Here is a 14,171-nt window from a genome sequence, read left to right on the forward strand (position 1 = left end):
TTACACATCGGCGGAGAAATCGGGACGTCGCTCTGACGGCTCGGCCACCTCCCCCAGCGGTCGGTTGCCATCCACAAATCGCAGCAGCGCCCCGGCAACTAGATATGCTTCCAGTCGGTGCTCAAAGGTATCACCGTACTCAAAATCCATGCGAGCCAGGCAGTCGTGGACGCCCTTGTACTCCGGTGCCCGGCTTTTGCACGCGACCAGACCTTTGCGCAGTACTGGCCACAAGTCCCAGATCTTGCGGCCCTCTTCCTTCAGCGCTTTGAGGCCGATGGCCAGTTGCGCTTCCTCCCGGGTGAGATCCGTACCCAGAGGGTAGTAAGGCAACAGGGTCAGCCGATGTCCCTGATTGAACACCGCCTGGATATGTTCCGGGGTGTTATTGCTAAAATTTTCCGGGATAACGTATTCCGCTTCCACCTTGCCCGCTGCCCTGGCCTTCTCCAGCAGCTCCTTCTGAAAGCGTGAATCCGTAATGGCAAGCATGGTGACAATCACATCGCGGTCGGTTTTCCCGCGCAGGTCGGCAACGCCGTACTCGGTTACCACTATGTCACGCAGGTGACGGGGAATGGTGCAGTGGGGATACTCCCACACAATGTTACTGCGAATTCGGCCATCGCTAATGCGCGTACTGGCGAGAGCAATCACTGAGCGGCCACCGGGCAGTTCATGCGCCTGAGCAACAAAATTGTATTGGCCACCAACCCCACTGACGACCTGGCCGTCTTCCAGACCGTCGGAGATTACCGCGCCGTTCAGGGTGACCATCATCGCGGAATTCACAAAGCGCGCCTGTTGCCGCTGGGCAACTTTAAGGGCGTGCCCTTTTTGCAACTCGTTAATGAAGTCGATGCCGGTCATATTGATGCCAACCAGCTCACTCTCCGGCATGGCACGCAGCGCGCGGTACATGCCCGTAGAGCCCAGATAGAAACCACCGTGCAGCCAGATTCCTCCAGGTAGTTTTTGCCCCTCACAGCGACCCATCAATTTCTTGCGGCCGACGCTACTGTGCAGGTCGCATTCTTCCATCTCACCGTGTTCGTCGAGAAAACGGTGGCCGCGCCAGCTATAGCTGGGATCCACAATACCAGCGGACTGGAGAAAAGCCGTATCCGCTTCCGTCAATGGACACTGAATGCGACCGGCTTCCCGCAATGCAATCAACAGGTCTTCGCCAACGGTGTCTGTGGCTTTGCCTTCATTCAATATTCGCTGCACGGCCGCATCCGGGTAGACCGCGCGTTTCAGGATGCCGGCGCGGCGCAGATGCAAAAAGCCTTCCGGTACCATTTCGCTGGCACCGTATATACCCCGCTGAAACACGCCGAGTTCCAGCGGCAATTTGCACAGTGCGTTATCAGTATCCAGGTTCAGGGACGTCAGTATGTCGCGGTAGTCCAGGTTGCTGCAGTGACGCAGGCGCAACACATGGCAAATGGCATCGCCCAGGGCACCGATACCCACCTGCAGGGTGCCGCCATCCTTCACCAGGCCGGCGATATGAAAGGCCAGGGCGTAATCCGTCAGGCGAACAGGAGGGTTGGGGGCGGGGAAAATTTCGCGATTGAAATCCTCTCCCTCAAGCAAAAAATCGAACATGGCAGGAGCGACTCGCGCGTCGCCACCCATGAACGGCAGCTGCGGATTGACTTCTCCCACGAGGGTGATGGGTGGATAACCCCGCTCTTGCGCCAATTCCAGTAGCGGCAAGGTCAGATCCGGATTGCCACTCAGGCTCAGATCACCGCTCCCGTCCGGGGCCGGCGACACCATCTGCGCCACCACATTGACACCGCGATCAAGCAGATCCCGGGGTACGTGGGTGTAATTGGCGCTGACATAACTCTGCTGTGCCGACGGGACTTTCAAGAAGCTGCCGGGTTGGATAAAAAACTCACACACCTCGATATTTTTTGGCAGCAGCCCCCTGCGGCGCGCCCGGGTGTAAGCCAGGTCCTGATAGTCTGCGTACAATCGGTCAAGCAATGGCTGCACAAAACGCCGCTGCAATTCATTGCCAGCGCCAGGACGCTCCAGTGTCAGAGCGGTAAAAATGGTCAGGGATATCTCAGGATCCTGCTCCGCCCGCGCATAGAGGGCGTTGGCAAACTGGTTGGCTTTGCCAATACCCAGAGGCAAACCGAGAACGATGCGTTTGCCCACTTTCTCCAGTACTGCATCAACGCAATCCACGACTGCATTGAATGTTTCCAGTTGTGCCATTGCAGACTCTTCCCCAGCTGTTACCGACCTTCGCCAGCCGCCATGGATGGATTGCTTATTTCAGTGAGTCGAAGTGATCCACCTGTATCGCCTTGTCCACGGCAGTCGCCGTCACCTTGATCCTGGCCGCTTCCTCTGCAGAGATCAGGTTCTTCTCCACCGCTTTATCAATGGTGGCCGGGTTTAGCGGACGCAGGCCACCCTTCTTCATTTTTTCGCGAATGGCATCGGTCTCATGGCTACTTAAAAAAGCCTGCTCGACAATATCGATACCGTCGCCACTGTTGCCGGGGAACACCCCGCTGGTCAGGCGATCCCGGGTTTCCGACGGCGCCATAATCAGTTCGGCACAGGCTCGCGCCTGACGATCCGACGCAGAGCGGATGCTATGCCCCCAGGGCATGGTCAAAAACTGCATCAACTGGCCGACAAAGCGCATGGGGAAGTTGTGGAACACCTCGATCAGGCTGACCTCGATGTTGTGAAAGCCCGCACGCATGGCAAATTCCAGTAGCGGACGATCCTCCTTCGGGCTGCCATCATCGTGAAAACGCTTGAGGGTGGCGCTCATCAGGTAGAGCTCGCTCAGCACATCCCCGAGTCGCGACGAGATCAGTTCTTTGCGCTTTAACTCGCCACCCAGCGACATGAGTGAGATTTCGGTAACCAGCGTGAGTACCGCCGAGTAGCGATTCATTTGCCGGTAGTATTTTGCCGCGTCGCCTACCCCGTGCGGGCTACTGGCAAGTAAACCTCCGGTCCACCCGTGAAAAACAGCACGACAGAGGGTTTTGAGCTGGAACAGGAAGTGTTTGGGCAGCAGCGCATCCAGTTCTTTGATCCCCGCCTCATTATCCGGATTGGTGGCGGCTTCCATTTCCTTGAGCAGGTAGGGATGGCAGCGGATGGCGCCCTGACCGAAAATCATCAGGCTACGCGTGAGAATATTGGCGCCCTCGACGGTAATCGCGACCGGTACTGCCCGGTAAACGTTGCCCAGATAATTCAAAGGGCCGTCCATGATTGCCTTGCCCGCGTGAATATCCATGGCGTCATTGATGGATTGGCGCAGACCGTGGGTCGCATGCGCCTTCATGATCGCCGAGACCACGGCCGGCTTGCGCCCCTGATCCAGCGCCCGGGTGGTGGTTTTGTGGGCCGAATCGAGCACATAGGCGATGGCTGCAATCTCAGCCAGGCGGCGCTGTACCCCTTCAAACTTACCGATGGGAATACCAAACTGCTCGCGGATATGCGCGTAGGCGCCGGTGGTGCGTGCCGCCAATTTGGCGCCGCCGGTCGACAGCGATGGCAGTGAGATGCCCCGCCCCGCGGCCAGCGCACTCATCAGCATATGCCAGCCGTGGCCTATATTTTCCTGACCGCCGATGATCCAGTCCATGGGAACAAACACGTCTTTGCCCCAATTGGGACCATTCATAAAGGCCTGCATCGCCGGCAGATGGCGTTGACCAATGGTTACCCCGGCCGTATCCGTGGGCACCAGTGCCACGGTAATGCCCAGCTCCTCTTCCTCGCCGAGAATATGATCCGGATCGTAGAGTTTGAAAGCGAGGCCAAGAATCGTCGCCACCGGTCCAAGAGTGATGTAGCGTTTGTGCCAGTTGATCCGCATCCCCAGTGTTTTCTTGCCTTCGTATTCCTGGTAACAGACCACCCCGTTGTCCACCATGGCCGCCGCATCGGAGCCGGCCTCGGGACTGGTGAGGCCAAAGCAGGGAATCTCTCGGCCATCCGCCAGTCGCGGCAAAAAGTGGCTTTTTTGCGCCTCGGTGCCATGGGCCATCAAGAGCTCACCGGGCCCCAGGGAATTCGGCACCATTACCGTTACACCAACGCTGGTGCTGCGAGTGGAAATTTTGGTAACAATCTGCGCGTGGGCGGTGGGAGAAAAGCCAAGCCCGCCAAATTCTTCAGGAATGATGATGCCAAAGAAGCGGTTCTTTTTGAGAAAGTCCCAGATCTCCGGTGATATATCGTGATCGACATAGGAAACCTGCCAATCATCTACCATCTTGCAGAGCTCTTCGACGGGGCCATCCAGAAACGCCTGCTCCGCATCGGTCAACTCGGGCGGCCCCATTTTCAGTAACTGATCCCAGTCCGGCTTGCCTGAGAGCAATTGCGCGTCCCACCAGACCTCACCCGCCTCCATGGCTTCCCGTTCGGTGTCTGAAATGGGAGGCAGAACTTTCTTGATCCATTTCAATAACGGTGCAGTGATCCACTTCTGGCGCAGGCTACTCATTATTTATCCTTGTCTGACGATGACGAACGGCACCTGATGCACAAAACAGCGGCGCAACGCAGGATCACGTTGCAGTACATTCAGGGTTCAAAGAGATGTTTGCCTGCAACTATAGTCCGGAAATACAGACTGCAACGTGTGGCAACAGCGACCGGAATTTGGCCTCAGGCAAGAGCCAGGGTGCCAATTCCACAGAAAATGATCAATGCCGCGACCATTCGGCGAACAGAAAAACGTTCGTTCAGTAGTAACACCGAGATCACCGAAGCGAAAAGAATACTGACCTCCCGGGTCGCAGCAACGGCCGCCACCGGCATCATGGAAGTGGCCCAAAGTGCGATGCCAAAACCACCAGACGCCAGCACGCCGGAAAATGAACTCCGCACAAAATGGGTCCGGGCAAACGCCAACCCTTTCAGCGGACGGGTGAGTAATACCGCGAAAATGACACCGCCGCCGGACAAGATCTCCAGCCAGGCCACAAAACTGAGGGGGTTGGGTACACTCCGGACCCCCGCTGCCCCGAGGGTGGTGTAGCCGGTTATGGCGATACCGGTTCCGAGGGAGTAAAGGATCCCGGATCGGCTGACACGCAGCTCCTTCATGATGAGCGCGAAAATGCCACAGGTCACCAGCAATACGCCGGTGATCTGTAGGGGCTGCAGGGTTTCGTCCAGGAACAGGAGCGCCGCGGAAGCCACCATCAACGGCGTAACACCACGGGCGATCGGATATGCGGTGCCGTAATCCAGCGCCCGGTAGGAGCGAGAAAGCAGGAAAAAATACAGGTACTGGAACAAGGCGCCGCCCAGCAGGAACGGCAGTGCATTTTTGCTGGGTAATGGTAGTTGTGTCGCCAGCGCCGCGCCTACGAGCAGGCCAACACTGCGAATCATCGCCAGCTGCAGGAAACCCTCTTCACTGTGCTTGACCACCGCATTCCAGATGGCATGCGCAAGCGCAGATAACAGGACCAGTGCGAATAAAATAGATTCCGTTATTACCAATTTACATAAGTGATTGGGGAGAAACTATCACGCCGTTATTATCAGCGTACAAATACTCTCCAGGTTTAAAGGTGACGCCGCCAAAAGTCACTGCAAGATTGCGTTCACCGATCCCTTTTTTATCGGTCTTCATGGGGTGGCTTCCGAGCGCCTGTACTCCTAACTCTAGTTCAGAAATGGCATCCACATCGCGGATACAGCCGTACATCAGGATCCCCTCCCAGCCATTCTGGCAGGCTTTTTCCGCCAGCAGGTCCCCAAGGCAGGCTCGGCGCATGGAGCCGCCGGCATCTACAACCAGCACTTTCCCCCGTCCATCTTCCGCCACCAGCTCCCGCACCAGAGAGTTATCTTCAAAACATTTGATGGTGACTATCTCGCCTCCAAATTGCTCCCGGGCCCCGAAATTTATGAACATGGGTTCAACTACCTGCACCAGGTCGGGGTATTCATCACAGAGGTCAGGGGTAGAAATGACGGAAGTGGCCATGATTGAGGCTCCTGTGTAGTGAGAGATACGGGAGATGAATTTGCACGTTGCGATGACAACACAAAACGGCATGATAGCCGGTGGCAGGAAGCGGCACAGCCCGACAATAAAAATGCCGGGTATTACCCTGATGGATAATCCCGGCGCAAGGCTTGCCAAATAAAGCAAAAGCGTCTGCGAGCAAGCAATCTGAAACTCTGAATAGTTGGCTATCCATGCGGGAATGATGATCCGGCCATCGCCATGCCCGATTCTTTACCCTTCCCTGTGTTCACGCTATCGAATAGCTACGACCTCTTAATAGCTCACGGAAACCGGCATACCGACGCGGGCATATTGGAAAAACTTCCGAGCCATATGCGGGGGCATGCGTACACAGCCGTGGGATGCGGGATAGCGCGGTACATGTCCGGACGCATGCAGACCGATACCGCCGTTGAAACGAATGTAGTGATTCATTTTCGCACCGCGGTAATAGGTACCGGAAGGACGACGGTGTTTACGGGTATCCACGTCGGCTTTCACCACCCGACCGGTACTGCGATCGACATAACTCCCATAAATACTCGAGCGGTGGTTCGGGCGTTTTGCCAACACACGGAATTTGCCTGGGCTGGTACTGAAGCCTTTTTTACCGGATGAAATCAGTGAAACACCCACAAGGCGGCCACCTTTGTAGAAGTAGGCCTTTTGCTCCGACAGGTTAATACGGATGGACGGCGAGCCTGAAGAGTTCATGGCCGCTTGATCGTCGAACCAGTTGGCACCGGTGTTTGCATCGGCAAAGGACGGCCAGAGCCCGCCCATCAATGTGGCAATCAATAGAACCAGCATCACCATCCAGGAACAGCGCATACGATGTTCGAAACCACCGTTAAATGCATGGATCGTCGCCGCCATACCACCGCCACCCGGCGAACTGGCGACGGACATCAATTCTCGACTGCCGTTGTTTGGTCTGTACGACGAACTTCTTTGCATCTTGACACCTCTATCACTACCTCAATCAGTAACCCCTGCTTGTGTAAAAAGGCTGGCGAATGGAAAAAAGCTGGCTCGATTAAACACATTGTCATCCTGATGGCCGAAAAGCGCAGGACACAAAGACAGGGACTGTTTCGATTCTATTGATTGGGGGTTAGGTGCTTAGATTGATTTCAATGGGGTCTGCCCGCTTTTATGGAAATTGGCAATCGCCTTAAGGTTTGACCCGTTGAACCACAAGGTTGTGAACCGCAATCCAGGCACCATGAGTTCATCGAAAGTGCCTGTAAAGTAGAAAAATATTTCTGCTATGCCCATAAAAAAAGCGACCAAAATGGTCGCTTTTTTAAGAGTCAAGCCGTGCCGGCATCAATTAACCGGCATTTTTGACCTCAGACTTTCTGGTTGGCGAGATATAACCAGGTATCCACTGCGGTATCCGGGTTAAGAGACACGCTATCGATCCCCTCTTCCATCAGCCACTGGGCAAAGTCCTTATGGTCAGACGGGCCCTGGCCACAGATGCCCACATATTTGCCGGCCTTTTTACAGGCGCGAATGGCCTGCGACAGCAGGATTTTCACCGCCGGATCGCGCTCGTCAAACAACTCCGCAACCAGCCCGGAATCCCGGTCCAGCCCCAGGGTCAGCTGAGTCAGGTCGTTGGAACCGATCGAGAAGCCATCGAAGTACTGCAGGAACTCATCCGCCAGCAACGCATTGGACGGCAGTTCACACATCATGATGACCTTGAGGCCGTTCTCACCGCGCTTGAGACCGTTCTCTTCCAGCAGTTCGATGACCTGACGAGCCTCGTCCGGCGTACGCACAAAGGGCACCATGATCTCGACATTGGTGAGCCCCATTTCGTCGCGCACTTTCTTCAGTGCTTTACACTCCAGCGCGAAACACTGACGGAAATCCTTGGAGCGATAGCGCGCGGCACCACGGAAGCCCAGCATGGGGTTTTCTTCACTGGGCTCGTACATCTGACCGCCCACCAGGTGTGCGTATTCGTTGGACTTGAAGTCCGACAAGCGCACAATCGTGCGGTTGGGCGCGAAGGCCGCCGCCAGGGTGGCAATGCCTTCCACCAGCTTTTCGACGATGAAGTCTTCCGGGCTGGCGTAACCGCCGATGCGATCGCGGATATTCTTCTGCAGGTCTACCGGCAGGCGATCCAGCTCCAGCAGCGCCTTGGGGTGAATACCGATCATGCGGTTGAGAATAAACTCCAGGCGCGCCAGGCCAACGCCCTGGTTGGGCAGGTTGCTGAAGGCAAACGCACGATCCGGGTTGCCCACGTTGAGCATGATTTTGAACGGCAGATCCGGCATATCGCTCACTTCCGTGAGAGAGCGCTCGAAATCCAGCTGGCCGGCCATCACAAAACCGGTGTCCCCTTCCGCACAGCTCACGGTCACCGGGGTTCCGGTGGCCAGCTTCTCGGTGGCGTCACCACAGCCAACCACCGCGGGAATACCCAGTTCGCGGGCGATAATGGCCGCGTGACAGGTCCGCCCACCGCGGTTGGTAACAATGGCACTGGCCTTCTTGAGCACCGGCTCCCAGTCCGGGTCGGTCATATCGGTGACCAGTACTTCCCCGTCCTGCATCTTGGCCATATCTTCCACCGACTCCAGCACCCGTACCGGGCCGGCGCCGATGCGCTGGCCGATGGCGCGGCCCTCACACAGGATGTCGCTGCGCTCATGGAGCTTGTAGCGCTCGATACTGGTACCGGTATCGCGGGAGCGGACGGTTTCTGGACGCGCCTGAACGATAAACAGCTTGCCGCTGTCACCGTCTTTGGCCCATTCAATGTCCATGGGACGCTGGTAGTGCTCTTCGATACGACGGGCCTGGATCGCCAGGTCGGTCAGCTCTTGGTCGCTCAGGGCAAAGCGCAGGCGATCCTGCTCCGGTACCGGTACGGTTTTGACCGAGCGCCCACATTCGCCGCTCTCGTCGTAGATCATCTTGATCGCTTTGCTGCCACGGTTGCGACGTAGAATGGCGGGGCGACCCGCTTCCAGGGCCGGCTTGTAGAGGTAGAACTCGTCCGGGTTTACCGCGCCCTGAACCACCGTCTCGCCCAGGCCATAGGCCGCGGTGATGAAGATGACATCGCGGAATCCACTCTCGGTATCCAGGGTAAACATCACCCCGGACGCGCCGGTCTCACTGCGCACCATGTGCTGAATACCGGCAGACAGGGCCACGCCCACATCCGCGTAGCCGGTGTGCACACGGTAGGCAATGGCGCGATCGTTGTAGAGTGAGGCAAAGACTTCTTTGACCGCTTCAAGAACCGCGTCGATACCGCGGATGTTCAGGAAGGTCTCCTGCTGGCCAGCGAAGGAAGCGTCCGGCAGGTCCTCTGCAGTGGCAGAGGAGCGAACAGCAACGGCGGTCTCACCGCCACCCAGGGCCTGGTAACCCGCGCGGATCTCTTTTTCCAACTGCGCGGGGAATGGAGTATCCAGCAGCCACTGGCGGATCTCTTCGCCTGCCGCCGCCAGCGCAGTGACATCTTCCACGTCCAGACCCTGGAGTCGCTCGGCGATTCGGGTGTCCAGCTGGGCACTGGCCAAAAACTCGCGGAAAGCGTCTGCGGTGGTGGCAAAACCACCCGGCACGCTGACTCCTGCGCCGGAAAGCGACGAGATCATCTCCCCGAGCGATGCGTTTTTACCGCCGACTTTGTCAACGTCCGCCATGCCCAGCTTCGCGAAATCGAGTGTGTAAGTGGTCAATGGATTGCCCTCTGCAACTGCTGTTTCTGGCGGCAGATTATAAGGATGGGTTTTGTAAATAATACCCCGCAAACTCCGCTAAAAATGCGCTATTTTTGTTGTAATTCTCCTACAAAAATCTGTGAAACTTACTTCGGCGCCCACGCTGTTACTCAGAATATACTGCAGAAACTAGCGCCTGTGGCCAGCATTCCGTCTGGGAAAAAACACGGCTGCTGATATACCATTGCGCCAGGTCGTACCGCATGCGTGGCGAGCCCCTTAGTGAATAAGCAAGAGTAAATACGCAAGGAAGTAACATCATGAATGAGCAAGGCGGCAACAACCCACCGGGTCAGGCGACTCCGCATAAAAAACGCACCGCTTTTTTTATTTCCGACGGCACCGGCCTTACCGTGGAGGGCATCGGTCACAGCCTGCTGGCACAGTTCCGGGATCAGCCGGTTGAACAAGTGACGCTTCCCTATGTGGACTCCGAGGCGCGCGTCAATCAGGCGTTACAGCGTATTGAGCAGGCCGCTAGCGAGTCCGGTTTACAACCCATCATTATTACTACCATCGTCTCCGAACAGATCCGAAAGCAGTTACACCAGAGCTCGGCCCTGATGCTGGATGTTTTCGAAAGCTACCTGGCGCCGTTGGCCAATTTGTTTGGCAAGGACCCCACGCGGGCGGTGGGACTTTCTCATGGGATCGCCAACGACAGCCGCTATAGCGCGCGTATCGACGCAGTGCACTTCGCCATGGATAACGACGACGGTCGGCGCACCCGGGAGTTTGAAAGTGCCGATGTAATTCTGGTGGGCGTCTCGCGCTCGGGTAAGACCCCCACCTGTTTGTATCTGGCCCTGCAATTCGGTCTCCGCGCAGCCAACTACCCCATTACCGAAGAGGACATGGATTCGACCTCGCTGCCGAAAATACTTCGCCCGTTCCAGCACAAACTGTTCGGCCTGACCATCGACCCGCGACGTCTGATGAGCATTCGACAGGAACGTCGCGCCAATAGCCGTTACGCCTCTCCGGAGCAATGCGAGTTTGAAGTGCGCCAGGTAGAGCAGATGTTGCGGCGGGCACAAGTGCCCTACCTCGACGCCACTGAACTCTCTGTTGAGGAGTTGGCCACCCGCCTGATGTCCCAGGCCGGGATAGAACGCAAAATCAGCTAAATTTAACGGAAGAAATCGGTTAAAGTAGCGCCGCCCAAAAGGCGCACTTTTCAGCCCTGGGGCCCGAAAGAAACCTGAGCGGGGATCCCGCCGGAAGTTTGGTTGACGTTTTGCACATTATCTCCCTGCCCTATTCCACCAATACCGGTGTAGCCTTTGCCGCACTGGCAGACCTTCCCTGTCCGGTTTGGCTGGATTCCGGGCAGCCCAGTGCCCGCGGTGGTCGCTTTGACATTCTGAGCGCCGACCCCATCAATAACCTTACGCTTTCCGCGGATGACCCGGCCCCTTTCGAGGCACTGGACGACCTCCTGTGTGAACTGGCTCCCCAGGAAGTGGACCAGCAATTGCCCTTTTGCGGTGGCGCCATTGGCTACGCGGGATACGAACTGGGCAGCAGCGGCAACTACCTTCCCCCAGACACACGCCGTACACCGCTACCCGCCGGCCGGTTCGGGCTCTACACCTGGGCACTGATCGTTGACCACCAGCTGCAGGCGAGCCACCTGGTCTTTCACCCCGCGTGTACAGACATTCAAAAGCGCGACCTGGAAGCCCGCTTCCGCGCGCTGGACTGGCGCCAGCCACCGCGCTGTAGTGAGGCCTTCCAGTTACGATCTCCATTTCGGCATGAGTTTGAGGCGGAAAGCTACCAGCAGAAAATTCGCCGTATTCTCGAATACATACAAGCGGGCGACATTTACCAGGCCAACTTTACCCAGCGCTTTAGCGCCAGTTTTGAAGGCAACCCGCTCTCCGCCTATCTGGCACTGAGAGAAGTGGCTGCAGGGCCCTTTTCCGCATTCCTGTCTCTGCCCGAAGGGCAAATTTTAAGCCTGTCTCCGGAGCGTTTCATTCTCGCGGACGGCACCTTTTTGCAGACGGAGCCGATTAAGGGTACGGCACCGCGCAGCAAGGATCCGGCGCGTGACACGGCACTTGCGCAAGCATTGACCGCGAGCCGTAAAGACCGCGCCGAAAACCTGATGATCGTGGACCTGCTGCGCAACGATTTTGGCAAAGTGTGCCGTCGCGGCACTGTGCGAGTTCCGACGTTGTTTGAACTGCAAAGCTTTGCCAATGTGCACCATCTGGTGAGCACCATTACCGGCCAGATACCGGAAGACTTTGGTTTTGCTGACGTACTGGCAGCCACCTTTCCGGGCGGCTCGATTACCGGTGCCCCCAAAAGACGGGCCATGGAGGTGATACGCGAGCTGGAGCTGAGTCCAAGGGGTGTTTATTGCGGGAGTATTGGTTACATCAGCAGCTGTGGTCGTGCCGATAGTAATATCGCGATCCGGACCCTGACCGCCAGTAATGGCAGCATCCATTGCGCAGCCGGTGGCGGTATCGTGGCCGACTCCGACCCGGAAGCCGAACACCGCGAGTGCCTGCACAAGGTGCGTTTACTCCTGGAAACCCTGGAAAAGCAGTTTTCCTGACCATTTGCAGCGGTCTGCCTCTTCCGCAGCGCCCTCCTCCCATGAGCCTGGTGCAGCCAGTTGCTCCGGTTATAAATCTATCGCCCTTGGGTATTTCCAAGGGTTTTCCAACTCTGCTAGATTCCGCGCCAACCTATATTGTCTCAACGACAGACACTCCTACCCGGTAACGAATGCCGGGCCGCGAATCATAAGGCCGTGTTTCATGCGCATTACCCTGGTCAAAAAAATACTCGCCGACGGCGCACTCTGCGCCAAGTGCAACGATGTACAGCAGAAACTCCAGGAAAACGATCAGGAAAAATTTCTGGATGAGGTGCTCATCGCCGATGAGCGAGATCCGGAGAGTGCCGGCATGCAATTGGCGCAGCGCCTCAATGTACAACGAGCCCCTTTCTTCGTTGTGGAAGAAGAAGGCAAAGAACCCGAGGTCTATACGGTGTACTTCAAATTCGTGAAAGAAGTACTGAACCGGTAAGCCGTCGCGCATCTCGGTAAACCCCAAAACATAAAGCCCGGCTGAAACTGCCGGGCTTTCTAGTTTAATTGTTTACTTTTTGTTTCGAGCTTTTTGCAACCACGGATTCAGGCAAGTGACTCAGTACACTGGCAGTTCGATATGCGAGAAGAGCTCGTCCACCTCCGCCCGTGACGAGGCCTGCGCAGCCTGCTCCACCAGTTCACGGGTCAGGTGCGGTGCAAACTGCTGGATAAACTCGTACATAAATCCACGCAGGAAGATCCCTTTGCGGAACCCGATTTTGGTCACGCTGGACTCGAACAGCTCACTGGCATCCAGTGCCACCAGGTCACTGTCTTCATCTTCCACGGCGGCCATATCTGCGACAATACCGATACCCAACCCCAGACGCACATAGGTTTTGATCACATCCGCATCCGCTGCGGTGAAGACCACCTTGGGAGACAATCCTTTTTCCAGAAACGCTTCGTCCAACTTGGAGCGGCCGGTAAAGCCAAACACATAAGTGACGATGGGATACTTGGCGACCTCCTCCAGCGTGAGCTTGGAAAGCTGACACAGTTCGTGGCCGCGAGGCACGAGAATACAGCGGTTCCAGCGGTACACCGGCATCATCACCAGGTCACTGAACAACTCCAGGGCTTCGGTGGCAATTGCGAAGTCTGCCGTCCCGTCTGCAGCCATCTCAGAGATCTGCATCGGCGTCCCCTGATGCATATGCAGGGACACTTCCGGATAGCGTGCGATAAAGCTCTTGATGACCGTGGGTAACGCGTAGCGTGCCTGGGTATGCGTGGTGGCAATGGCAAGGCTACCGCGCTTGTCATTGCTGAACTCCTGCGCCACCTGCTTGATGTTTTCCACCTTGCGCATGATTTCGCCGGCGGTCTTTAAAATGGCCTCACCCGCTGGCGTCACTCGCGTCAGGTGCTTGCCACTGCGCGCAAAAATTTCCACACCCAGTTCGTCCTCAAGCAACCGGATCTGCTTGCTGATTCCCGGCTGCGAGGTGAACAGACTTTGTGCCGTGGCAGATACATTGAGGTCGTGGTGAGCCACTTCCCAGATATAGCGCAGCTGCTGCAGCTTCATAGCCTCTCCCTGTCGAAAACTGGCAATGGCCTGTTAATACGCAACAATGCTCATTTTTGCGCCAGCAGTTGGTTATAAAAACTTGGTGACATTATTCGGGAAAAGCATAGCAGCGAAACGACTGGTGAGCCAATAAGGGTCTGCACCAGCATTTCAAAAGCGAGGAATTGGTTACGAAAAGTGACTTTTCGGGGAGAGAAGCGCGCCAACCTGTATGGATTGCAGAAAATAGTTCTCAATCCT

The 14,171-nt window shown here is 56.5% G+C and carries 11 protein-coding genes; 4 read left to right on the forward strand and 7 right to left on the reverse strand.

Features of this window, described 5'->3' with window-relative positions; all coding sequences use genetic code 11:
• From M0G74_RS06180 to rraA, 4 genes are all read right to left on the reverse strand, one after another.
• A complete protein-coding gene (locus M0G74_RS06180; RefSeq protein ID WP_248215658.1) occupies positions 1–2,235 on the reverse strand; it encodes an acetyl-CoA hydrolase/transferase C-terminal domain-containing protein in 2,235 nt (744 codons plus the stop codon).
• A 55-nt stretch (positions 2,236–2,290) separates the two neighbouring features.
• Entirely contained in the window at positions 2,291–4,504 is a 2,214-nt protein-coding gene (locus M0G74_RS06185; protein WP_248215659.1) for an acyl-CoA dehydrogenase, read from the reverse strand.
• Positions 4,505–4,668: 164 nt separating this feature from the next.
• Entirely contained in the window at positions 4,669–5,511 is an 843-nt protein-coding gene (locus M0G74_RS06190; RefSeq protein ID WP_160153633.1) for a DMT family transporter, read from the reverse strand.
• A gap of 1 nt (position 5,512) precedes the next feature.
• Positions 5,513–6,001 carry a ribonuclease E activity regulator RraA gene (gene rraA, locus M0G74_RS06195; protein ID WP_248215661.1) on the reverse strand — a complete coding sequence of 163 codons (489 nt, stop codon included), beginning with the start codon at positions 5,999–6,001 and terminating at the stop codon, positions 5,513–5,515.
• 34 nt (positions 6,002–6,035) lie between these two features.
• On the opposite strand from rraA, the gene M0G74_RS18230 reads away from it, so the two are divergent.
• A complete protein-coding gene (locus tag M0G74_RS18230) occupies positions 6,036–6,164 on the forward strand; it encodes a hypothetical protein (protein WP_282450050.1) in 129 nt (42 codons plus the stop codon).
• Positions 6,165–6,298: 134 nt separating this feature from the next.
• Here M0G74_RS18230 and M0G74_RS06200 read toward each other — a convergent pair whose 3' ends face one another.
• A complete protein-coding gene (locus M0G74_RS06200) occupies positions 6,299–6,934 on the reverse strand; it encodes a L,D-transpeptidase family protein (protein ID WP_248215662.1) in 636 nt (211 codons plus the stop codon).
• 443 nt (positions 6,935–7,377) lie between these two features.
• The gene (ppsA, locus tag M0G74_RS06205) at positions 7,378–9,741 is read right to left on the reverse strand and encodes a phosphoenolpyruvate synthase (protein WP_248215663.1); all 2,364 of its coding nucleotides are present in this window, start codon (positions 9,739–9,741) and stop codon (positions 7,378–7,380) included.
• A 302-nt stretch (positions 9,742–10,043) separates the two neighbouring features.
• Here ppsA and M0G74_RS06210 point away from each other — a divergent pair, with 302 nt between their 5' ends.
• From M0G74_RS06210 to M0G74_RS06220, 3 genes are all read left to right on the forward strand, one after another.
• Positions 10,044–10,910, forward strand: coding sequence for a pyruvate, water dikinase regulatory protein (locus M0G74_RS06210; RefSeq protein ID WP_248215664.1), 867 nt, complete (start codon positions 10,044–10,046; stop codon positions 10,908–10,910).
• A 110-nt stretch (positions 10,911–11,020) separates the two neighbouring features.
• Positions 11,021–12,355: an aminodeoxychorismate synthase component I gene (pabB, locus tag M0G74_RS06215; protein ID WP_248215665.1), complete on the forward strand. Its 1,335-nt coding sequence runs from the start codon at positions 11,021–11,023 to the stop codon at positions 12,353–12,355.
• Between the two features lie 205 nt (positions 12,356–12,560).
• Positions 12,561–12,833 (forward strand): hypothetical protein, encoded by a 273-nt coding sequence (locus M0G74_RS06220; protein ID WP_160153628.1) that lies wholly within the window; start codon positions 12,561–12,563, stop codon positions 12,831–12,833.
• Positions 12,834–12,953: 120 nt separating this feature from the next.
• On the opposite strand, the gene cysB is transcribed toward M0G74_RS06220, so the two are convergent.
• A complete protein-coding gene (cysB, locus tag M0G74_RS06225; RefSeq protein ID WP_160153627.1) occupies positions 12,954–13,928 on the reverse strand; it encodes an HTH-type transcriptional regulator CysB in 975 nt (324 codons plus the stop codon).
• Between the last annotated feature and the right edge of the window lie 243 nt (positions 13,929–14,171).

Source organism: Microbulbifer sp. CAU 1566 (assembly GCF_023156515.1).
Taxonomy (GTDB): domain Bacteria; phylum Pseudomonadota; class Gammaproteobacteria; order Pseudomonadales; family Cellvibrionaceae; genus Microbulbifer.